We start from the raw sequence: 21,312 nt of genomic DNA, 5'->3' as shown, positions 1-21,312 counted from the left end.
TCTCCGCTCAGCGGGCCGGGGAGGCGGTGGGGCGGGGCGTCCACCGCTGGTGCACGGGCGCTGCGGGCCGGCGCAGGAGGTGCAGGCGCGGCGGGACCCGGTCGGTGCGGCCCGCGGGCGGTCGCGTGCTGCCCGCCCGCCAGGAGGGCGCCCAGGGTGCGGCGGGCCCGTGGTAGCCCTGCGCGGCGGCGGCGTGCAGCGTCCACAGGGGATCGTGCAGGTGGGCGCGCCCGATGCCGCAGAGGTCGGCGCGGCCGGCCAGGATGATGGAGTTGACGTCGTCGTACGTGGAGATCGCGCCGACGGCGAGGGTGGGGACGCCCGTGGCGTTGCGGATCAGGTCGGCGAAGGGGGTCTGGTAGCTGCGCCCGTAGCGGGGGCGCTCGTGGGCCACCACCTCGCCGGTGGAGACGTCGATCCCGTCGGCGCCTGCCTCGGCCAGGGCCCGCGCGACACCGACGGCGTCGTCCTCGCCGAGGCCGCCCTCGGCCCAGTCGGTCGCGGAGATCCGCACGAGCAGCGCCTTGCCCTTCGGCCAGGCCTTCCGTACGGCGCGCAGCACTTCGAGCGGGAAGCGGAGCCGGCCGGCCAGGCTGCCGCCGTACGCGTCGGTCCGCAGGTTGGTCAGCGGTGACAGGAACCCGGAGATCAGGTGGCCGTGCCCGTACTGGAGCTCCAGCGCGTCGAAGCCCGCCCGGTCGGCGCGCTCGGCGGCGCGGGCGAAGTCGCGTACGAGGAGGTCCATGTCGGCGCGGGTGACCTCGCGCGGGACGGGGCTGCGCTCGTCCCAGGGCAGGGGCGACGCGGCGAGCGGCGGGGCCTGGCCCGGGGCGGCGCGGCGGCCGGCGTGGGTGAGCTGGATGCCGAGGCAGGTGTCGGACTGGCCGTGGACGAAGGCGGTGATCCGCCGCCAGGCGGCCTCCTGTGCGTCGGTGTGGAGCCCGGGGCAGCCGGGAGCGGCATGCCCGTCGGCGCTGACGGAGGTCATCCCGGCGAGGACCAGTCCGGCGCCGCCGAGGGCCAGGGTGCTCAGGTGGACGAGGTCGAAGTCGCCGGGGACGCCGTCCTTGGCGGTGTGGAGGGCGGTCGGCGGGACGACGACCCGGTTGCGCAGCAGCAGGCCTCCGAGCGGGAAGGGACGGAACATCGGGGGGACGGGCGGGGCGGCGTCGGCGGCCGTACCGGCGGTGGCAGAGGTGGCTGCGGTGGTGACCGCGGTGGTGAAGTGCTCGTCCCGTGCGCGCAGCCCGTCGTAGGTGACGCGGCGGCTCCGGGTCAGCAGGTTGAAGGCGAACTGGTGCGGCTCCTGGCCGGTGTAGCGGTCGATGTGCTCGAACCATTCGAGGCTGGCCTGGGCCGCCCGCTGCGTCGATTCCACCACCGGCCGGCGCTCGGCCTCGTAGGCGGCCAGCGCGCCGGGCACGTCCGGGTGCTCGTGCAGACAGGCCGCGAGCGCGAGGGCGTCCTCCATGGCCAGCTTGGTGCCGGAGCCGATGGAGAAGTGCGCGGTGTGCGCGGCGTCGCCGAGGAGGACGACGTTGGCGTGCCGCCAGGTCGCGTTGCGCACGGTGGTGAAGCGCAGCCACCGGGAGTTGTTCGGCAGGAGCCGGTGGCCGTCGAGATGGCCGGCGAGGAGCTCCTCGCACCGGCGGATCCCGGCCTCGTCGCTGGCGCCGGGCGGAAGTTCGAGGGCGGCGGACCCCGCGAACCCGGCGCGCCGCCACGCCTCCTCGCCGATCTCCACGATGACGGTGGAGCGGGTGGAGTCGTAGGGGTAGGCGTGCACCTGGAAGGTGCCGAACTCTCGCTCCTCGACGAGGAAGGTGAAGGCCTCGAAGACCTTGTCGGTGCCGAGCCACATGTAGCGGCCGGGGCGCTCGTCGAGCTCGGGCCGGAAGGTGTCCGCGAAGGCGGAACGGGTGGCGGACCGTACGCCGTCGCAGGCGACGACGAGGTCGTAGGCGGCGGCGAGTTCCGCCGCGGGCGGGGCCTGGGTGCGGTAGCGGACGTCCACCGCGAGGGCGGCGCACCGCTCCTGGAGGATCCGCAGCAGCCGGCGCCGGCCGAGGGCGGCGAAACCGTGGCCGCCGGAGGTGAGGGTGCGGCCCCGGTAGTGGACGTCGATGTCGCTCCAGCGCGCGAACTGCGCCGACATGGCGGCGTGGACCTCGGGGTCGGCCTGGGCGATGCCGTCGAGGGTCTCGTCGGAGAAGACCACCCCGAAGCCGAAGGTGTCGTCGGGGGCGTTGCGTTCCCAGACGGTGACCTCCCACCCGGGGGAGAGCTGCTTGGCCAGGGCCGCGAAGTACAGCCCGCCGGGGCCTCCTCCGATGACTGCTACACGCACGGGGTGTCTCCTCGTCGTTCGGGGGATTGCGGGCCCGCCTGGGTCAGCGCGGCGCGGACCTCGGCGGGCCAGGGGGTGGTACCGGTCGCCCGGGCGGCCGCGTGGGCGACCACCATCCGTCCGGCGGCGGCCTCCACGCCGTCCTCGCCGTGGACCGTGAACGCGTAGTGCAGGGAACTGGTGCCGACCTCGGCGACGCCCAGTTCGACGCGCACGGCCTCGCCGAACCACAGGCGCGCCCGGTAGTCGGCCTCGAAGTGCACGCGCGGTGTGCTGCCGAACAGGTGGGCGAGGCCCAGGCGGCGCAGCAGCACGGCCTCGGCCGCCTCGACCCAGCGCATGACGGTGGAGTGGTGGTAGTGGCCGGCGGCGTCGGTGTCGGGCCACTCGACGTGCCGCTCGATGACCACGCGGGGCAGCCCGGCCGGCGGCGCGGTCCCGGCGGGGGCGCTCCCCCCGGCTTCGGCTTCCGCTTCGGCCCGGCGGCGCAGTTCGCCCCGCTGGAGCTTGCCGTTGCCGGTGCGCGGGAGTTCCGGGACGAAGGCGACGGAGCGCGGGTACTTGTACGGGGCGATGGCCTGCTTCACGTGGGACTGGAGCTCCCGGACGGTCGCCTCGTCCGCCGGGACCCCGTCGGACAGCACGACGTACGCCTTCACCAGCATGCCGCGCCGTTCGTCGGGGGCTCCGACGACCCCGCACTCCGCGACGTGGGGGTGGGTGGCGAGGGCCTTTTCCACCTCGGGGCCCGCGATGTTGTAGCCGGAGGAGACGATCATGTCGTCGCTGCGGGCCACGTACCAGAACCAGCCGTCGGCGTCGCGGACGTAGGTGTCGCCGGTGATGTTCCAGCCGTCCCTGACGTACGTGGTCTGGCGCGGGTCGTCGAGGTAGCGGCAGCCGGTGGGGCCGGTGACCGCGAGCAGCCCGGGCTGCCCGTCGGGGACGGGGTCGCCCTTCTCGTCGACGATCGCGGCCCGGTAGCCGGGCACGGGCCGGCCGGTGGCACCGGGCCGGACGTCCTCGTCGGCCGCGGAGATGAAGACGTGCAGCATCTCGGTCGCACCGATCCCGTCGATGATGCGCAGCCCGGTGGCGGCGTGGAACTGTTCCGAGACCGCCGCCGGCAGTGCCTCCCCGGCGGAGACGCAGCGGCGCAGGCCGGCCAGCCGGCCGGTGGCCCCCGCCGCCATGATCGCGCGGTAGGCGGTCGGGGCGGTGAACAGCACCGTCACCCCGTGCGCGGCGACGAGGTCGGCCAGTTCCTCGGGACCCGCCTGCTCGATCAGCAGGGTCGCGGCCCCGGCGTGCAGGGGGAAGACCACGAGCCCGCCGAGGCCGAAGGTGAAGGCCAGCGGCGGCGTACCGGTGAACACGTCGTCGGGAAGCGGCTTCAGCACGTGCCGGGAGAAGGTGTCGGCGATGGCCAGCACATCGCGGTGGAAGTGCAGGGTGGCCTTCGGGCGGCCGGTCGTACCGGAGGTGAAGGCGATCAGCGCCACGTCGTCGGCGGCGGTGGCGACGGTGGCGAAGGAGCCGCTGCGGGTGGCGCAGCGCGCGGTGAGGTCGGCCTCGCCGGCGCCGCCGTGGACGAGGACGGGCAGCCCGGCCCGGGCCGCCTCGTCCAGCGCGTGGACGTAGCGGTGGTCGCAGATGGCGAGGGTGGGGCGGCTGATCTCGCAGAGCTCGGCGAGTTCGGCGGCCCGCAGGAGCGGCATGGTGGTGACGGCGACACCGCCGGCCTTGAGGACGCCGAACCACGCGGCCACGAGCCAGGGGTTGTTGGGGGCGCGCAGCAGGACGCGGTTGCCGGGCACGAGACCGAAGTCTTCGGTGAGCACCTGGGCGACCTGGTTGGCGCGCTGCTGCAGTTCGCCGTACGTCCAGCGCTCGGTCGGGGTGAGCAGGCAGGGCCGGTCGGGGCCCCATCGCTCGACGGCTTCGTCGAGCAGGCGCCCGGCGCAGTTGAGACGGTCGGGATAGGCCAACTCCGGTAGTTCGAAGTGGAGTTCGGGCCAGAGGGGGAAGGGCGGCAGCCGGTCCCTGCAGAAGGAGTCGGCATGTGCGGAAGGGGAGAGCTCCATGGGGCGGCACCTCGATCAGGGAGCAGCGGGGGAGACGGGAGCAAGCTATCTCGATAATTTTGCGGCCGTCAATGTTGCTCGATAAGAATCGCGCCGCCGAGACCTCCGGGACGGGTCAGGCGACCGGAATACGCAGCCGCACCGAGGCCCCGAACCGGCAGTTGTCCAGGGTGAGTTCACCCCCGGCTTCGACGGCCAGCAGGCGCAGCATCAGCAGTCCGCGCCCGCTTTCGGCATCCGGGTCGATCTCGGCGGCAGGGTGCGGCAGCCGGGGCAGGCCTGCGCCCCGGTCGGCGACCCTGAGCTGAAGCCAGCCCCCGCCGAGGGTCACGCCGACGCACATCCGCCCCGGGGCGGCGGCGTGCTGCACGACGTTGGAGACGAGCTCGCTGACGGCCAGCAGGAGCAGGTCCGCCGCTTCCGCGTCAACCTCCCAGCCTTCGAGCACGGCGCGGACGCGGGCCCGGACGAGCGGGACGGTGGCGGCGGTGGGCCGCGCCGCCCAGCGGGCGAAGCTCCGGCACGGGGCGGCCGGGCCTGCGGGCGCCGGGCCTGCGGGCGCGGAGCCGGCGGGCGGCGGGGCCTCGGTCGGCGGGGGGGCCGGCCGGGGAGGGGACGGCAGCGGTGCGGGCGGTGCTGAGCATGAGGCGCTCCCGGAGGGAGAGGGCGACGCGGTACGGATGTGCACGAGATGGCTCGTGTAACCCTTCCGGCCCCTGGATCACCAAGGGGCTTGTGGCTGAAGGAAGAGCGTCGCTAGTGTTCTGATTACACGTGTAACACGCTAAGCCCGCCCGGGCGCCTGGCGCAAGCATTTCGGACAAATTGGAAGGGCTGCAATGACGCAATCTCCCCCGAGCGGGCTCGACGCCGCCGACGACGACCACCTCGTCGGAGCCCCCGCCGACATGACCTGGCCGCCCCCGCCGTACCTGAGGCCCTCCGCCCCCGTGACCGGCCCGGACGGCGTACGCCGCTTCGACGGGCTCACGTACGCGACCACCCCCGGCTACCGCCCCCGCCTCCTGGACGTCCGCCTCCCCGCGGGCGAGGGCCCCTTCCCCGCGGTCGTCTGGATCCACGGCGGCGGCTGGCTCGACGGCGACCGCCGCTACCCGCCGCCGACCGTGCCCGCGGCCCTCCTGCACGACACGGTCTCGGCCGCCGGGCTCGCGCTCGTCTCGATCGACTACCGGCACAGCCTTGAGGCGCCGTTCCCCGCCCAGCTGCACGACGTGAAGGCCGCGATCCGCTACGTCCGCACCTTCGCCGGCCCTCTCGGCATCGACCCGGACCGGATCGGCGTCTGGGGCGAGTCCGCGGGCGGCCACCTGGCCGCGCTCGCCGGGGTCGTCGGCCCCGCGACCGCGGACGCCGCCGCGCTCGAAGGCGCGCACGGCGTCGGCACGGGCGACACCGCCGTGCGGGCCGTCGTCGACTGGTACGGCGTCTCCGACCTGACCGCCCTGGCGGCGCACCCCCTCCCGCCGATGCCGTCCGGCCTGGAGTTCCCCGACCCGTACGAGGCCCTGCTCGGCGCCCCCGTGGCGGACCGGCCCGATCTCGCGCGGGCGGCGAGCCCGGTGACGTACGCCGTCGAGGGCTCGGACCCGCCGCCGTTCCTGCTGGTGCACGGCACCCGCGACGGCCTGGTCCCCTACAGCCAGAGCGAGACGCTGGCCGAGGCGCTCACGTGCGCCGGGGGCGAGGTCACGCTGCGGCCCGTGGACGGGGCCGACCACATCTTCCTGGGCGCCCCCGACGTCCCGGCGATCGTCGCGGAAAGCGTCGCGTTCCTGGCGGACCGGCTGAGCGCGCAAGCCTGAACGGCCGGTTCCGCAGCGGGGGCGCGGTCCGTCCGCGCCCCCGTCCGCGCCCCTGTCCGCACGCCGATCACCTCACCTTCCGCTTCGCACGAGAGGCAGCCATGCCCGGCAGAACGGCCACTCCCCCTCGAACCCCTGCGGTCCCGGCGGTACGGTCCCGACCCCTGGCGGACCGGCGCCGGCCGGGCCGCCTGATCCTGGGGGCGCTGCTCCTCGGGATCGCCCTGGCGATGGCCCTGATCGTCCGGGCCGACAGCGCAGAGCCGCCCTTCCAGGGCCTGGACGACCGGTGGCTGCACCTGATGGGCGGCCCGCACGGGGGACCGCCCGCGGTGGCGGCCGCCGCGCTCGACTGGTTCGGCGGCCCGCCGGGCGTCGTCGTACCGCTCGCCCTGCTCGCGTACCTGCTGGTACGCCGGCGATGGGCGGCGGCCGGCTTCCTGCTCGTTGTGTACCTGCTCGGCAATCTGCTGGTGGTCCAGGGGCTCAAGCACCTGGTGGACCGCCCGCGGCCGGCGCACCCGCTGGTCCGGGTGGACCACGGCTCCTTCCCCTCCGGCCACGCCGCGGGGGCGGCGCTGCTCGTGGTGGTGGTCGGGGCGCTGCTGGTCCCGGCGGCCCGGCGGGCGCTCTGGTGGGCGGCGGGCACGGTGTTCACCCTGGCGATGATGTGGAGCCGGACCTGGCTCCACGCCCACTGGCTCACCGACACACTCGCCGGCGCAGCGGCCGGCGCGGGGGCGGCCCTGCTGGCGTGGTGGCTGCACGGACCGGCCCTGGCGCGCGAGTCCCCGTCCCCGTGAGCACCCGGGCGGCCCGGCGGCCTGGCGGCCTGGCGGCCCGGGGTCAGGTGGTCAGGTGGTCTGGTGGTCAGGTGGTTTCGCGGGGGACGAGGGTGGCCTCGATCGGGGGGATCTCGGGGGCCGTCCCCGTTTCGACGAGGTCGTGGACGGCATCGGCGATCCGCGCCGCCGACGGCAGGTCCAGGCGGACCGTCGTGAGGGCCGGCTGCTGAAGGGCGGAGAGGACGAGGTCGTCGGATCCGACGATCGCCACCTCCTGCGGTACGGCGATGCCCTCCGCCTGCAGCGCGTGCAGCAGCAGCGCGGCGTACTCGTCGTTGTAGGCGAACACCGCGTCCAGTTCCAGGCTCCTCCACCGCCGGGCGAGCGCGGTCGCGGACTCCCGGGTGTACGCCAGCTCCAGCGGGGTCACCGTGGCCGGATGCCGGGCGGCGACCGACTCGGCTCCCGCCAGGCGCGGTGCGGCCAGGGTGGCGAGGCCCCGCTCCCGGGGGACGACCACGCCGATCCGGGTGCGGCCCCGGGCGATCAGGTGCTCGGCGGCGGTGGCGCCGATCCGGGCGTGGTCGAAGCCGATGGTGTGGACGCCGGCCACCGGGCGGGCGGCGAAGGCGAGCAGCGCGCGCACCCCCGCACCGCGCAGCAGCTCGGCCGCCCGGGCGGTGAAGCGGTCGCCGTCGAGGGCGACGACCGCCGCCGGGCGCAGTTCGGCCCAGGCGCGGGCGGCGTCGGCGGGGTCGGGGAAGCGGCCCGCGTGCAGGACGGCGGTGTAGCCGCGGTGGTCGAGCTCGCTGTGCAGTTCGTCCACCCAGTCGCTGACGAGCCGCCCGATCGCGGAGACGGAGACCGGCATCAGGACGAGGTTGCTGCGGCCGGCCCGCAGGGAGCGGGCGGCGGCGTGCGGGACGTAGCCGAGCTGCCGCGCGGCGTCGAGCACCCGCGTACGGGTGGCTTCGCTGACGCGGTGGCCCGGCGTGTCGTTCAGGACGAAGGAGACGGTGGCGCGGGACACCCCGGCCAGCCGTGCCACGTCCGCGCTGGTGATCGATGCCGGTGCCATGCCGCTCAGCGCTCCCTCGGTAGACGCGTCCTCGCGACCCGTCCTCTCCTCCGAGGTTACACGAGTTAGGTGGCCCGGAGCGGACGAGACCGCAGGTCGTGGAGCCGGCGCGAGGGGCCCGCGAGGTCGTCGAGGGCCGTCACGACGGAGTCGAACCGCATCGTGGTCCGCGTTCCGGCCTCGTACGGCTGCCACTGCGGCATGCCGGGGTGGTTGGGGTCGCCGGTCCGGATGAAGGAGATCCAGGCGCGGTGCATGGTCCGGGCGAGCCCGTCGCGGACCGCGGGAGCCAGCCCGGCGAGGAAGGGCGCGTGCGACCAGCGGTCGAAGTTGGCGAAGACGAAGGGGAGTTCGAGACAGTGGGCGGCGCCGAGCCGTCCCTCGTACGCGGGGGTCGGGAAGTCGAACTGGTAGGCCCACACGGGGTGGCCCGCCGCCGCCCTGGCCTCCGCCAGTCGCACCGCGGGGACGCGGAACAGCTCGTCCGTGATCAGGTCCATCAGGACGTCGGCCGGGCGGGCGCCGGGCCGGGCGCCCTCGTACGCGGCGTAGACCTCCGAAGCCTTACCGGGGCCGAATGTCTCGGCGATCCGCCCGGTCACCTGCTCCCGGGGGGCGGCGGCGTAGCCCTCGTCGAGGCCGAACCCGAAGGCGGCCTCCTCGCGGGTCCAGCCGATCAGCACGTCGATGCCGGTCGCGGCCCCGTGCAGCAGCGCCTGAGCCGGATGGTGCGGCAGGCTCACCCCGTCGACCACCGGCAGGAAGGGGGTCGGCCAGTAGCCCCACCGCGCCGTACGGGCGAACAGCCCGCCGGCCGCGCCGATCAGCGCGGGCCAGGGCAGCGCGCGCAGCTCCCCGGGCGTCTTGGCCCCGGCCGATTCCGCGTAGGCGGCAGTCCGCTCCCGGTAGGTCCCGGGGTCGGGGAGGTCCAGCCCGAAGGGCGGGCTCTGCAGGATCACCCGGCGGATCAGCCCCCGGGTCTGCGGGTGCCCGGCGAGGGCCGCGGTGGACACGGCGCCGCCCGACTGTCCGGCGACGGTGACGGCGGCCGGATCGCCGCCGAAGGAGGCGATGTTGTCCTGCACCCAGTGCAGGGCGGCGAGCTGGTCGCGGAGCCAGAGGTTGGAACCGTCCTCGTCCCCGTCCGGGTTCAGGTAACCGAGGGGCCCGAGGCGGTAGTTGATGCTCACGAAGACCAGGTCGCCGTCGCGGGCGAAGGTCTCCCCCGAGTAGCCCGGCAGGGACCCGGAGCCCGAGACGAAGCCGCCGCCGTGGATCCACACGAGGACCGGCCGCCGGGCATCGTCGAGCGCGGGCGTCCAGACGTTCAGGGTGAGGCAGTCCTCGTCGAACGGGGGCTCGCCGTGCCCTCCGAGGACGGGATCGCCGCCTTCCAGGTACATCTGCGGCGCGCTCGGCCCGTCGGCGGTGGCGTCGCGGGTGCCGCTCCAGCCCGGGTGCGGGCGGGCGGGCCGCCAGCGCTGGTCGCCGACCGGGGCTGCGGCGTACGGCACGGCCCGGAAGACGCAGAGCCCGCCTTCGAGGGCTCCGCGCAGCCTCCCCTCGGGGAGGTCGACCAGCGGGGCGGACGGCTTGGGGCGTCCGGCGGAGGCGGTGGGTGCGGTGGGCGGCATGGGGCGCTTCCTTCGTCGCGGCGGGCGGCCTGGCGTGCTCCGGCCCCCCGGGGAGAGCTTATGGCGGTTTTGAAACGAGCGTCAATCAGTCACGATATGGAGTGGGGTGCCGTCGGCCGTCAGCCCCACAGGCGCCCTGCCGCAGCGCGCTCCGCTTCCGTCCGCAGCAGCGGCGCGAACCCCCTCCACACCAGGAGACAGCTCCCGGAGCCGGCGAGCGCGCCGGCCGCCGTGTCGCTGAGCCACTGGGCGTGCAGCCAGGTCCGGCCGGCCATCATGGCGAGGACGTACACGGCCGCGAAGAGCCACCACCAGCGGCGGGCGCGGGGCGGGAACACCAGGGCCGCGACCACCATCACCAGCGTGACGGCGCTGAAGACCTGGCCGGAGGGGTACGAGCCCTCGTTGACCAGGACCCACGGGTGCGGCGGGCGGGGCCGGTCGACCAGCGCCTTGAGCGGGAGTACGACGACCACGTTCGCGGCGACGGCGGCGGTGAGGGCGAACAGGGCCGAGCGCCACCGCCCGTACACGCAGAGGCAGCCGGCCAGGCCGAGCGGGATCACCAGGCCGAACGGGCCGCCGAGCCGGTCGAGGACGGTGGCGGGTCCGGTCAGCGCGCCGCCGCGGGAGCCGTCCACCGCCGCGGCCCAGCCCTCGTCCACCCCGCGCAGGAAGCGGGGGGCGCCGCCGATGAGGCAGACACCGATGAGCAGGGACAGCAGCAGCAGGAGGACTCCGACGGGGAGCGCGTGGCGCGGCGGTGGCGCCGGGAGGTGGTGCCGGGGGGCGTGCGCGGACAGCGGCGGCGGTGCGGCGGAGCGGGGACGCGGCATGACAGGCCTTTCACGGGACCGCCGAGGCGGTTGAGGCAGGCGGGGAGGGTCGGCGGCGGAGTACGGCGGGAGGGGAGCCACGGCCGACGGCCTTCGGCAGGGGCGCGGCGGACGACCGTGAGGGCGGGGTGTCCGACGCCCGAAGACGGGGCGCACGACCGCCCGGAGGGGCAAACGCGCACGACCGCCCGAAGGGGCGGGTGCGTACGACCGCCCGAAGGCGGATGCGCCGGTGGACAGCAGAGGCGGCGGCACCCGACACCAGACCCGCAAGGAGGCCGCGCCGACCGGGCAGGGAGCGCACGGCGGAGGGCGGACCCCGCCGGGGGAATGCTGCCGAGCGGTGCGCGCACGGAGTATTGCGGATGCGTGACGGCCGCCACAAGGGCAAGAGGCATTTCGGCCGACACCGCCTCCCAAGAAGCCCCTACTGGCCGGTTACACGTCATGGCAGCACCGCCCGCCCTGCCTCGGTCACGATACGAACATCCCCTGCGCCAAACCCTGGCGGTGGAGCGCAAACGAGTGCTACACAGTCTCCAAGCCCGGCGGTGACACGTGTAACACCACCTCCTCACCGCCCGCGGACCACCTCTTCGCGGCCTGAACCACCCCGGCCGCCACCGCACGCGTGGCGCCCCTCCCCCGCGCCGAGCCTGCGCGCCCTCCCCGCTCCGTCCCCCGAGGAGTCGTCATGGCCCAGAACGAACTGATCGATCCGCCGGCCTCCGCGGATCCCGAACCTCCCCGCCAACGCGGCCTGCTGCCCCTCCTGCTCCTCGCCAACTCCGCGATGATGGCCGTCTACATGGGCGTCGGCTCGGTCCTGCTGCCCACCCAGGTCGCGGCGATCGACCCCGCCCACAAGGTCGCGGTACTCGGCGTGATCGGCGGCGTCAGCGCCGTGTTCGCGACCGCCTTCAACCCGATCGCCGGCGCCCTCTCGGACCGCAGCGGCCGCCGCAACCCGTGGGTCCTCGCAGGCGCGCTGACCTCCCTCGCCGCCCTGGCGCTCCTGGGCAGCGTGACCACCGCGCTGCTGCTCGGCATCGGCTGGTGCCTGGTGCAGGCGACGATGAACGTGCACCAGGCCGCGGTCACCGCGATCGTGCCCGACCGGGTACCCCCCGCCCGGCGGGGGACGGCATCCGCCCTCGTGGGCCTCGGGCTGCCGGTCGGCGGCACCGTCGGCGTGCTGGTCGCCTCGCGGACCGCGGAGCACCTGCGCACCGGCTACCTCGTCCTCGGCGCCATCGTCGCGGGCGCGGCGCTGCTGCTCACCGCGCTGTGCCGGGACGTCCCCCGTGCCGGCCCCGCGCCGGCCCGCGTGTCCAAGCGGGCCCAACTGGGCGCCTTCCTCTCCTCGTTGTCACATCACGACTTCCGCTGGGCCTTCATCGGCCGGGCCTTGATGGTCCTCGGCTACTTCTCTGTCGTCGGCTACCAGCTGTACATCCTCGACGACCACATCACCCTGCCCGCCGGTCTGACCCCGCCCGCCGCCATCGCGGTCCTCACCCCCGTCTCGATGGTCGCGATGGCCCTCTCGACCCTGGTGGGCGGCCTGCTGTCGGACCGGTGGAACCGGCGCAAGGTGTTCGTCGGCGTCTCGGCCGCCCTCGCCGGGCTCGTCATGGCGGTCCCCGTGGTCAGCCCGACCTGGACCGGCATGCTGGTCTTCAGCGCGCTCAACGGCCTGGCGTTCGGCTGCTTCATGGCCGTCGACACGGCGCTCGTGACCCTGGTCCTGCCGCGGGCCGAGGACGCGGCCCGCGACATGGGCGTGCTCAACATCGCGAACGCGGGTCCGCAGATCATCGCCCCGTTCGTCGCGTCCGCGGTGGTCACCGGGCTCGGCGGGTACACCCCGCTCTTCCTCGTCGGCGGTGCGCTGTCGCTGATCGGCGCGCTCGCCATCCTCCCGATCCGCGGCGTGCGCTGACCCGCCGGGGCGGTCCGCCGAAGTGCACCGCCCGGCCCCGGACTCCGGCGGGCGCATGCCGAGGGTCATGCGCCCGCCGGTCCCCTCTCCCCGCAACCGGTCCCCCGTGTCCCGCTGTTGCCCGTCCCTGCTTCGAAGGAGCCCCCGTGCGACGCACGTACGTACTTCCGCCCGCGGTTCTGCTGCTGTGCACCGCGGCCCTGGCCGGAATGCCGCCGGCCGTCGCCTCACCGCAGACCGCGCCCGCGGCGCCCCTGCGGATCCTGCTCACCAATGACGACGGCTACGAGGCCCCCGGCATCCGTACGGCGTTCGCACGCCTCACCGCCGCCGGGTACGACGTCACCATGGTCGCCCCGCTCACCAACCAGAGCGGCACCGGTACGAAGATGACGAGCGCCCCCTCGATCACGGTGAAGCACCCCGAGCCGAAGGTGTGGGCCGTCGACGGCACTCCCGGCGACGCGGTGGTCTTCGGGCTCTCCGAGGTCTTCGAGGGCCGTGCCCCGGACCTCGTCGTCTCCGGCACCAACTTCGGCCCGAACCTCGCCGGTCTCGCCACCCACTCCGGTACGGTCGGCGGCGCCGTGGCCGCCCTCGAATACGGGGTCCCCGCCATCGCCCTGAGCACCGGCGGCCTCGCCGTCCCGGACCCGACGGCCACCGTCAACGCCATGGGACCCACCATGGACTTCGCGGTGAAGCTGATCGACCGGCTGCACGCGCGGGCGGGATCCGGCCCGCTGCTCCCGAAGGGAGTCGGCCTGAACGTCAACCACCCCGTCGTCGGCCCCGAGGGCAAGGGCACCGCCGCAGGGGTCTCCTCGACCTTCCAGGACCCCCAGGCACCGCTCCAGCCGGACTTCACCGACGCCGGCGACGGCACTTGGAAGGTCAGTGTCCGGCTGCGCCCCCGGCCCGCCGCACGCGGCGGTGACGTGGAGGCGGTGAGCGCCGACCGGATCGCCGTCAGCCCGATGAACGCCGACTGGAACACGGGACCGGCCGACTTCGGCCCCGTGTCGGCCCTGGTCGCCGGGCTGCGCCCGTGAAGCCGCGCAGGCTCACGGCATTCGCGCTGACGGCCCTCCTCGCCCTGTCGCTGCCCTCCACCGCAGCAGCCGAGGGCGGGCCCCGCCCGCACGCGGCGGTGGCACAGGGCGTACTGCGGGGCCAGGACCACGACGGAGCCGAGGAGTTCCTCGGCATCCCCTATGCCGCTCCGCCGGTCGGTGCCTCGCGGTTGCGCGCCCCTCAGGAGCCGGCCCGCTGGGGAGGGGTCCGCGAGGCGGTCCGACAGGCCCCGGCCTGCCTGCAGTTCTCGCCGCACGGACTGCGCGACCCGGGAGACGTCAGCGAGGACTGCCTCTACCTCGACGTGTACCGGCCGCGCGGCGCCCGCGCCGGAGCCCGGCTGCCCGTGGTCGTCTGGATCCACGGGGGTGCGTACAGCCAGGGCACGGGCACCCAGTTCGGCGGGCGGACGATGGCCGAGGTCACCGGCAGCGTGGTGGTCAGCATCAACTACCGCCTGGGGCAGCTGGGTTACCTGGGCCTTCCCGAGCTCACCGCGCAGGAGCCGCAGCGTTCCGGCTCGTTCGGGCTGATGGACCAGATCGCGGCGCTGCGCTGGATCCGCGGGAACATCGCCGGGTTCGGCGGCAACCCCGCCAGCGTGACGGTCTCCGGGCAGTCCGCCGGCAGTGCTTCCGTCTGCGCGCTGCTGGCCGCGCCCTCGGCGGCCGGGCTGTTCCACCGGGCCGTGCTGCAGAGCGGCCCGTGCACCCTGATCCGCCCGCCCGACACCGCGCGGGCCGAGTCCGAGGCCCGGGCCTTCGCCGTGAGCGCGGGCTGCGCGGATCCGGCCGCGGCCCTCGCGTGCCTGCGGGCCGCTCCCGGAGCCGCCCTGGTGGAGGCGGCCCGTACGCTGCCCACCTCCGGGCCGGCCTCCGGTGACGGGCTGCTGCCGGTGGACCCGGCCACCGCCATCGGGCGCGGCTCCTGGAACAGGGTGCCGGTGCTGATCGGCAGCACCCGCTCCGAGTCGCGGTTCTTCGTCGCGCTGACCCAGCCGTACCTGACGCCGGAGCAGTACGCCGCGCAGGTGCTGGCGGGATACGGGGCGGCGGGGCCCGAGGTGCTGGCCCGGTATCCGGTGGCGGCCTACGGGTCCGGATACCTGGCGCTGTCGGCGGTCCTCACCGACTCGACCTTCGCCTGCCAGACGGCGTGGACGGCGCAGCTGTTCGCGGCGCAGGTGCCCACCTACGCCTACGAGTTCGACGACCCGGACTCGCCGACCCTGGCCGGGGCGCAGGTGCCCGGCCTGGACGAGTCCAACGCGCACAGCGCCGAGCTGGCGTACCTGCACGACTTCACGATGGGCGAGCGTCCCCTGACCCCCGTGCAGGAGGCGCTCGCGACCCGGATGAAGCGGTACTGGGGCGCCTTCGCCCGCCAGGGCGCCCCGGCAGCGCCGGGGCAGGCGGCCTGGCCGGCGGCCGGGAGCGGTCCGGCCGGCGGCGGCACGGTCCTCATCCTGCATCCCCGGGACACGCGCCCGAGCGGCACCTTCGCGGCCGACCACCAGTGCGCGTTCTGGCGGACGCAGCCGCCGCGCCCGGTCTGAGTCCGCCGGTGGCGCCGCACGGGGGGCGCCGCCACCGCCTCAGCTGCGCGCCCGCCGGTGTCGGGCGCGCAGCAGCACGGCCCCGAGCGCGGCCAGGGCGAGGAGGAGGGCGCCGGTGACCGTCAGGATCCAGGTCGGGACACCGCCGACGGTGCTCAGTTCGTCGTGGTAGACGTAGCGGCGGTAGGGCGTGTCGGCGGCCGTGGCACGCAGGACGTGGTCGCCGTCGATCAGCCCGGGCTGGGGGAACCGCTGGTCGATCGCGGTGAGGAAGGTCTGCTTGCCGCCGGTGAGGGAGGTCAGGGCGCCGTAGGGGGTGACGGTGCCCGCGAAGGTGACCTCGGGCGCCGCGCCGCCGATCCGGGAGGCAGGCTCCATCCGGTGGTCGGCGAGGACGTAGAGGCCCAGGGACTGGGGCGTCTTGGCGAGCCGGGACAGCCGCATGGGGTAGACCAGCCGGTCGCTGTCGAAGCGGATCAGCAGCGGGTCGAGGCTGCCCAGCAGGGACCTGCCCTTCTCGCGGGGGGCGAGTCGTACGGCGACGTACTCCCACTTCTGGTCGACGTACGGCTTCAGTTCTGCGGCGAGCCCGTCGGGCAGCTTGAACCCGTTGTCCTCCAGCCAGTTGCGCAGTGCGGCGGGGTCGGTGGCGGTCAGGCGTGCCACGTCGAAGTCGCCGAGCTGCTCGCGGCCGACGACGCCGACCTGGGCTTCGGCGGCGCGCGGCGGCGGGGCTGCGGCGGTGTCGCCGGAGGTCGAGGAGAAGGGCCAGTCCTTGTTGCGCGGCCAGAAGTACGTACGGGTCCTGTGCTCGGGTCCGGTCAGTTCGCCCAGTTCGGTGAAGAGGGCGGCGTCGGACCGCTCCACGGTCGCCCGACCGGGCACCGGCATGATCCAGGCCGCACGCTTGGCGTCGCCGCGGACGGTGAACCGCATGACGATCTGTTCGGTGTGCCCGTCCCAGCGCACGACCGAGGTCTCCCGCTCCACCCCGATGCGGGACGTGCCGTCGGGGATCATCGCCCCGCAGCCGCAGGCGTAGGCCGGGCTGACCAGGGAGCCGATCTGGGTCGCGAGCAGGGCCAGCAACAGGGCCAGGATTCTTCGTTTCATCCACACGGGAGCACAGACGACGGCCCGGACGATCCGGTTCCGGTGATCCGGTTCCGGCCGCGCCGCGGCGGGCGGGGGGCTCTGGTCCGCCGTGTTGGCCTGATCCCATACTTCTCCCATGAGAGGGAAGGACAAGGCGCGCTCCAGCCCGATGGTGCCCGACACCGTCGCGGCGGAGATCGCGCGGCACGACTGGGATGGCGTCGAGTGCGGCTGCCGCCGCTCCGCGGGGCATCTGGTGGACACGTTGTGGGATGCGGCCGAGGGTCATCCGGCGGCCTTCCACGCGCTGGAGGGGCACGCTTTCCAGTCGGGTGTCCTGCGGCCGCCCGCGCCCGCGGTGTGCGGGGTGCTGATGGCCGTGTGGTCGGCGGGCCCGCCCCGGCTGGCGACCCGGGAGGCCCTGCTGTGGACCCTGGTGTCCCTGCTCGGGTCGGAGGACGACGGAAGCTCGTACGAGGCCGGCCTGTACGGGCAGTGCGCGGCGTTCGTCCGCGCGGGCCTGCCCCTGCTGCGCCGGGAGCGGGCCGCCAGCCCGGGCTCGGCCACGGCCGCCTACGTGGACGGCATCGTGGGCCTCCTGGGCCCGGCCGCCTGAGGCCGCCGGGCCGGGCCGCGGAGCCGCCGGGGCAGGTACGCGGACTCGACCCGGATGTTCCAGCCCCGCCGACGGGCGTGGTGGTGGCGTGGGCGTCGTCGGCGCGGTCGGCCACCCGGTGGTGGTCGCGGTGGGCTTCGAGGGCGTCGGCCAGGGCCGGGTTGAAACTCTCCTCCTCCTGCAGCGCCCGCTCGGCGGCCGGCCCGGGATCGACGCCCCTCAGGTAGGCGTGGAGGGCCTCCCGGTAGGCGGCGAAGCCGGAGCCGTCTTTACCGGCGGCCGCCCCGTCGTCCCGCGTGGCCGGGTAGCGCAGGGTCCGGCCGTCGATGGTCACCTCGGCCTCGGCGCCCGGCTCGGCGAGGGCGATGCGGAACAGGGCCGCGCCGAGCCGGGAGGCCATCCGCAGGTTGGCGAGCTGGGCGTCCGTGACGTCGGCCGAGTCTGCGGCGCGCCACGTGAAGAGGAGCTCCTGGTAACGCATGCCGCTCACGAGTCGCCGGGCGACGAGGGTTGGCCGTCCGCCGGGATGAAGGCCTCACGGGTGTACCGCTCGAACATGACGCCGCTCGCGGCCGAAGCCGCCGACCCTCGGGCCCCGGCTCTCGAAGCCTGTGACGAGGGCGTAGGGCGGTAGTCGGTGCGCAGGGCCGGCGTCCAGCTGAACCCGGTGGCGAGTTCACCGGCGGAGCTTCCCTGTGCCTCCTCCTCGAACTTGCGGCGGGCGAAGTAGAAGGCCTCACCGTGCCAGTCGGTCTTGTCCGTGAGGATCGCGAGGCAGAACGCGTCGATCCACTCGCCGGGCGTGACGCTTTCCTCGGCTACGACCCCCGCGACGAGGACGACGCCGAGGCCCCCGGTGGCCGTCCGGCCGCCCTTCGACAGGGACCGGACCCGTCCCCCGATCCGGTTCGCGAAGTCCTCGCGTGCCGCTGAAGAGACCGCCTCGGCTACCTGGTGACGCTCCATCCGCACCGCACTGCTCCTTGATCACGAGCCGTGCGGCCGGCCTAGGTGCGGGGTATGCCAGGCGCGTGCGGTCGTGGCGGCGCGGGGCCCGGCCGACCGTGGCGGCGGGGCCGGGTCGCCCCGGGAAAGCGTCGGAAAAAGTTGACGCGTCGGAATTCTCCGACGTATGGTCGGCGCATGGCAGCAGTCGACGTGTTCAGCGCCCTGGCCAATCCGGCCCGGCGCAAGCTGTTGGAGGCACTGCGGCACGGCCCCCGGGCGGCGGGCGACCTCGCCGGCGAGTTCGAGCTGAGCAGGCCCGCGGTGTCGGAGCACCTGGCGGTACTCAAGAAGGCCGCCCTGGTGCGCGAGGAACCCCGCGGGCGCCATCGCTACTACCACCTGGAGGCGGCGCCCCTCACCGAAGTCGGCGAGTGGCTGCACCCCTTCGAGCACTACTGGCGCGCCCGGATGGGGGCGCTGCGCGACCTGTTGGACGAGGAGAACCCGTGACCAGCCCCGACCCGAAGCACCCCGACACGATCCACTGCGACCAGTTCATCGGCCACCCGCCGGCGCGGGTCTGGCGCGCGCTGACCGAACCGGAGCTGCACGCCAAGTGGTGGGCCGCGGGCGACGTACGGCCCGTCGTCGGCCACCGCTTCACCCTGGACATGGGCCCGTGGGGGCACCAGGCCTGCGAGGTGCTGGCCGTGGAGCCGGAACGGCTGCTGCGCTACAGCTTCGCCCCGGGGACTCTGGACACCACGGTCACCTGGCGCCTTCAGGCGGAGGGAACCGGCACCCGGCTCTTCCTCGAACACAGCGGCTTCGACCTCGACTCCCCCCTGGGTAAAGCCGCCTTCGACGGCATGGGCCACGGCTGGCCGGGAGTACTGGCCCGCATCGAACCGGCACTTGCCGCGTAGGCCGTGCCCCCTCCCGTAGCGCACTCGACCCGCACGGTCTTGGGGAGGCGGCCAGGACGGCCGGGGTGACCGACTCCAGCGACGGCGCGAAGGTGCGGGACGGCGAGGCGGGCACCTCCAGGAGCGAGGGGACCACCAGGACCGCTCACCCGGCCGCCTCCGTCGAGGCCGCGCCGACCACCCTCGGCGAGGCGCTGACCAGGGCGAAGGGCACGCCCTCCGCTTCGAATGCGGTCAGCAGCCGCTGGGCGCCCGGCCGCAGCGGGGCCCCGGCCTCCACCCGGCGGAAGAAGTCCGCGGTGAGGGCCGCCGCCACCTCGTACGGGTTTCCCCCACCCGTGCCCGTACGAGGTGCGCGGCGGTGTCCTCGACGGCACGGCCGACCACCTCGGGGGCGTCCGCGCCGGTCAGCGCATGGCCCGGGCCGGCCGCCGCGTCCCGGGCGGTGGCCCACCACAGCACCTCGGTGTCGACCAGAGTGCCGTCCGTGTCGAACGGACGGCGCCGAGTGCGCTCACCGGGACGCGACCACGACGAGGACGGGCCGCTCGGCGAGGCCCACGGCGGCGCGCGCCCCGGGCACCGGCGCGTGCGCGTCCCGCGAGGGCAGGTCGTAAGCGGAGCTCCTCGGCTGAAGGCCTGCGGGTGGCGGCCTCGACCACCCACGAGGACACTCGCCGGCGCCCGGTGCCGCCCCCTGGTGGATCCGCCGGAGGTTCCGGCGGATCAGGTCGGCTCGGCCGCCCGGGATCGCGGCTGCCGTGTTCTCGTCGATCTCCGGAGTCACTCGGCTTGCCGGGAACGCGCCGACCCGTCAGAGGAGTTGTACGCCCTGCGCGCCGTCGCCCTGAATCCGGCGCTCGGGCCGGATGTGATCCGAGCCCTGACCGGCCCGGATGCCGCAGGGGTCATCCGCCCGCGGGGACCGGTGCGGAACGGCTGCCGTTGTCGGGGCCGGGGAGGGAGGAACTGATCGGCGCGTCACCTCCGGCGGTCGGGTGTCGTTAGGCGCTCGGGGTTGACTCTGGGGGCGAAGGGATGACGGAATGCGGCAGTTTCCTCTGGAGATGCACCACATGGCACCCGGCAGGGTCGTCGAGTGGCGCCTGCGGTCCACGGCGGGGCCCGTGTCGGTGGAGGGGGACGGGGAGGGCCGGCGGGCGGCGTCCTTCAACCAGGACAAGCACTTCACCGTCGCCGAGGAGAGCCGTGGCGCCGACGACCCCGTCGCCTCCTGGATCGCGGTCACCTTCGAGGTCGCGGGGGCCCTGGACGAGCAGGCCCTGAGCCTCGCCCTGCTGGCCTTCGTACGGCGGCACGAGGTGCTGCGGTGCGAATTCAGGCGCCTCGCCGGAGAGTTGGCCTGCGAGCCCATCGCTGCCGACGAACTGCTGCTGGAGGCCTCGGAGGTGGCGGCCTTCGACTCCTCGCAGGCGCTGGGTGCCTTCCTCGCCGAGCGGTTCCGGCGCAGCATCGACACGCTGTCCTGGCCGCTGTTCACCATGGGCGCCGTTCTGCGCGAGGACTCCGCCACCGTGTACCTGGCCTTCGACCACATCGTCTGCGACGGCATGTCGATGCCGATCGTGGTCCACGAGGTGCAGAGCGCCTACGAGGCCCTGTGCCGGGGCGAGGACCCGGCCCTGCCCCCCGCGCCGAGCTACCTCGACTTCGCCGACGAGCAGCGCCGGCGCTACCTCTCCATCGACGCCACCGACCGCCGGCTGGATTACTGGAAGGCGTTCATCGCCCGCAACGGCGAGTTCTTCCCCCGGTTCCCGCTCGAACTGGGGGTGGAGCCGGACCGGATGTACCCGATTGTGAACGAGGCCTCCCTGCTGCTGGACGCCGCCGAGGCCGAGGTGTTCGAGAAGGCGTGCACCGTGGCCGGCGGCAAGCCGTTCATGGGCGTGCTCGCCGCCGTCGCCGTGTGCCTGCGCGAGGCCGGCGGCCCCGGCGTGTACCGGGGATTCATGCCGGTCAGCGAGCGCGGCCGGGCCGGCTGGGCCAACTCGGTGGGCTGGTTCGTCAACACCATGCCGATCGAGTTCGACGCCTCGCCCGGTCGTGACTTCGGTCAGGTCATGGCCGCCGTACGGGCAGGGTTCGGGGAGATGATCAGCCATCTCGACGTGCCGTTCGTGCGGGCCTGGGAGCTGCTGGCCCCGCGGGAGTTCGCCGCCCGTTCCTGGCCGTACCCGGTGAACTTCTTCTCGTACATCGACATGCGCAAGAGCCCGGGCGCCGAGCGGCACGAGGACTGGCGGCCCACCTCCCACGTGTGGTCGGCGCGGGCCAACGGGGCCTGTTCCTGGTTCCAACGGGACGCGGACGGGCTGCACATGAACTCCATCTACGTGGACACGTCCGCCGCCCGCCGGACCATGGACGACTTCCAGGAGGCGCTGCGGGAGACCGTCCGGGAGATCGCCCGGCACGGCTCCTTCCGCCGGCCGGTCGCGCTCACGGCCCCGCGGCGGCCGGTACGCGGCCCGCTCGACGCGGCCGTTTCCGTCCGCCTCCGCTGAGCAGGCGGAAGCAGCGGCAACGGTGGCGCGCTGCCCCG

17 protein-coding genes and 2 pseudogenes are annotated in these 21,312 nt (G+C 74.5%); 9 read left to right on the top strand and 10 right to left on the bottom strand.

The annotated features are described in order from the left end of the window. Nucleotides 1-7: 7 nt before the first annotated feature. The 4 genes and pseudogenes from ABZ128_RS28125 to ABZ128_RS28110 all read right to left on the bottom strand — a co-directional run bounded on the left by ABZ128_RS28125 (nucleotide 8) and on the right by ABZ128_RS28110 (nucleotide 5,119). Nucleotides 8-2,347 (bottom strand): FAD-dependent monooxygenase, encoded by a 2,340-nt coding sequence (locus tag ABZ128_RS28125; RefSeq protein ID WP_356851765.1) that lies wholly within the window; start codon nucleotides 2,345-2,347, stop codon nucleotides 8-10. Continuing rightward, nucleotides 2,338-2,700, bottom strand: a pseudogene (locus ABZ128_RS28120) (thioesterase family protein); the annotation flags it as partial. The gene ABZ128_RS28125 and the pseudogene ABZ128_RS28120, both read right to left, overlap by 10 nt. A 132-nt stretch (nucleotides 2,701-2,832) precedes the next feature. Continuing rightward, nucleotides 2,833-4,431 (bottom strand): annotated as a pseudogene (locus tag ABZ128_RS28115) (AMP-binding protein); the annotation flags it as partial. 115 nt (nucleotides 4,432-4,546) lie between these two features. Then, on the bottom strand, nucleotides 4,547-5,119 hold the full coding sequence (locus tag ABZ128_RS28110; RefSeq protein ID WP_356851763.1) for an ATP-binding protein: 573 nt from the start codon (nucleotides 5,117-5,119) through the stop codon (nucleotides 4,547-4,549). 151 nt (nucleotides 5,120-5,270) lie between these two features. Here ABZ128_RS28110 and ABZ128_RS28105 point away from each other — a divergent pair, with 151 nt between their 5' ends. Both ABZ128_RS28105 and ABZ128_RS28100 read left to right on the top strand, forming a co-directional pair. Then, nucleotides 5,271-6,257 carry an alpha/beta hydrolase gene (locus ABZ128_RS28105; RefSeq protein ID WP_356851762.1) on the top strand — a complete coding sequence of 329 codons (987 nt, stop codon included), beginning with the start codon at nucleotides 5,271-5,273 and terminating at the stop codon, nucleotides 6,255-6,257. 101 nt (nucleotides 6,258-6,358) lie between these two features. Continuing rightward, nucleotides 6,359-7,060 carry a phosphatase PAP2 family protein gene (locus ABZ128_RS28100; protein WP_356851760.1) on the top strand — a complete coding sequence of 234 codons (702 nt, stop codon included), beginning with the start codon at nucleotides 6,359-6,361 and terminating at the stop codon, nucleotides 7,058-7,060. Between the two features lie 67 nt (nucleotides 7,061-7,127). Here the strand turns inward: ABZ128_RS28100 and ABZ128_RS28095 are convergent, their stop codons facing one another. The 3 genes from ABZ128_RS28095 to ABZ128_RS28085 form a co-directional block, all read right to left on the bottom strand. Further along, nucleotides 7,128-8,120: a LacI family DNA-binding transcriptional regulator gene (locus ABZ128_RS28095; RefSeq protein WP_356851758.1), complete on the bottom strand. Its 993-nt coding sequence runs from the start codon at nucleotides 8,118-8,120 to the stop codon at nucleotides 7,128-7,130. A 65-nt stretch (nucleotides 8,121-8,185) separates the two neighbouring features. After that, nucleotides 8,186-9,754, bottom strand: a complete 1,569-nt coding sequence (locus ABZ128_RS28090; protein WP_356851756.1) for a carboxylesterase family protein — start codon at nucleotides 9,752-9,754, stop codon at nucleotides 8,186-8,188. A gap of 119 nt (nucleotides 9,755-9,873) precedes the next feature. Next, nucleotides 9,874-10,590, bottom strand: a complete 717-nt coding sequence (locus tag ABZ128_RS28085) for a phosphatase PAP2 family protein (RefSeq protein WP_356851754.1) — start codon at nucleotides 10,588-10,590, stop codon at nucleotides 9,874-9,876. Between the two features lie 694 nt (nucleotides 10,591-11,284). On the opposite strand from ABZ128_RS28085, the gene ABZ128_RS28080 reads away from it, so the two are divergent. The 3 genes from ABZ128_RS28080 to ABZ128_RS28070 all read left to right on the top strand — a co-directional run bounded on the left by ABZ128_RS28080 (nucleotide 11,285) and on the right by ABZ128_RS28070 (nucleotide 15,161). Continuing rightward, nucleotides 11,285-12,532: an MFS transporter gene (locus tag ABZ128_RS28080; RefSeq protein WP_356851753.1), complete on the top strand. Its 1,248-nt coding sequence runs from the start codon at nucleotides 11,285-11,287 to the stop codon at nucleotides 12,530-12,532. A gap of 146 nt (nucleotides 12,533-12,678) precedes the next feature. Beyond that, on the top strand, nucleotides 12,679-13,584 hold the full coding sequence (surE, locus tag ABZ128_RS28075; protein WP_356851751.1) for a 5'/3'-nucleotidase SurE: 906 nt from the start codon (nucleotides 12,679-12,681) through the stop codon (nucleotides 13,582-13,584). Beyond that, the gene (locus ABZ128_RS28070) at nucleotides 13,581-15,161 is read left to right on the top strand and encodes a carboxylesterase family protein (protein ID WP_356851749.1); all 1,581 of its coding nucleotides are present in this window, start codon (nucleotides 13,581-13,583) and stop codon (nucleotides 15,159-15,161) included. Before surE ends, ABZ128_RS28070 begins: the two co-directional genes overlap by 4 nt. 39 nt (nucleotides 15,162-15,200) lie before the next feature. Here ABZ128_RS28070 and ABZ128_RS28065 read toward each other — a convergent pair whose 3' ends face one another. Next, entirely contained in the window at nucleotides 15,201-16,274 is a 1,074-nt protein-coding gene (locus ABZ128_RS28065; protein ID WP_356851748.1) for a DUF2330 domain-containing protein, read from the bottom strand. Between the two features lie 118 nt (nucleotides 16,275-16,392). On the opposite strand from ABZ128_RS28065, the gene ABZ128_RS28060 reads away from it, so the two are divergent. Then, on the top strand, nucleotides 16,393-16,872 hold the full coding sequence (locus ABZ128_RS28060; protein ID WP_356851747.1) for a hypothetical protein: 480 nt from the start codon (nucleotides 16,393-16,395) through the stop codon (nucleotides 16,870-16,872). Nucleotides 16,873-17,358: 486 nt separating this feature from the next. On the opposite strand, the gene ABZ128_RS28055 is transcribed toward ABZ128_RS28060, so the two are convergent. Further along, nucleotides 17,359-17,838: a hypothetical protein gene (locus ABZ128_RS28055; RefSeq protein WP_356851746.1), complete on the bottom strand. Its 480-nt coding sequence runs from the start codon at nucleotides 17,836-17,838 to the stop codon at nucleotides 17,359-17,361. Between the two features lie 177 nt (nucleotides 17,839-18,015). Here ABZ128_RS28055 and ABZ128_RS28050 point away from each other — a divergent pair, with 177 nt between their 5' ends. Continuing rightward, nucleotides 18,016-18,330 (top strand): metalloregulator ArsR/SmtB family transcription factor, encoded by a 315-nt coding sequence (locus ABZ128_RS28050; RefSeq protein ID WP_356851744.1) that lies wholly within the window; start codon nucleotides 18,016-18,018, stop codon nucleotides 18,328-18,330. Continuing rightward, entirely contained in the window at nucleotides 18,327-18,746 is a 420-nt protein-coding gene (locus ABZ128_RS28045) for an SRPBCC domain-containing protein (RefSeq protein WP_356851742.1), read from the top strand. Before ABZ128_RS28050 ends, ABZ128_RS28045 begins: the two co-directional genes overlap by 4 nt. Before the next feature lie 145 nt (nucleotides 18,747-18,891). On the opposite strand, the gene ABZ128_RS28040 is transcribed toward ABZ128_RS28045, so the two are convergent. Continuing rightward, nucleotides 18,892-19,062: a hypothetical protein gene (locus tag ABZ128_RS28040; protein ID WP_356851741.1), complete on the bottom strand. Its 171-nt coding sequence runs from the start codon at nucleotides 19,060-19,062 to the stop codon at nucleotides 18,892-18,894. 730 nt (nucleotides 19,063-19,792) lie between these two features. On the opposite strand from ABZ128_RS28040, the gene ABZ128_RS28035 reads away from it, so the two are divergent. Beyond that, a complete protein-coding gene (locus ABZ128_RS28035) occupies nucleotides 19,793-21,274 on the top strand; it encodes a condensation domain-containing protein (protein ID WP_356851739.1) in 1,482 nt (493 codons plus the stop codon). Nucleotides 21,275-21,312: the final 38 nt, after the last annotated feature.

Source organism: Streptomyces sp. NPDC006326 (assembly GCF_040612915.1).
Classification (GTDB): domain Bacteria; phylum Actinomycetota; class Actinomycetes; order Streptomycetales; family Streptomycetaceae; genus Streptomyces.
This window is presented reverse-complemented; position numbering and strand designations above follow the sequence as displayed.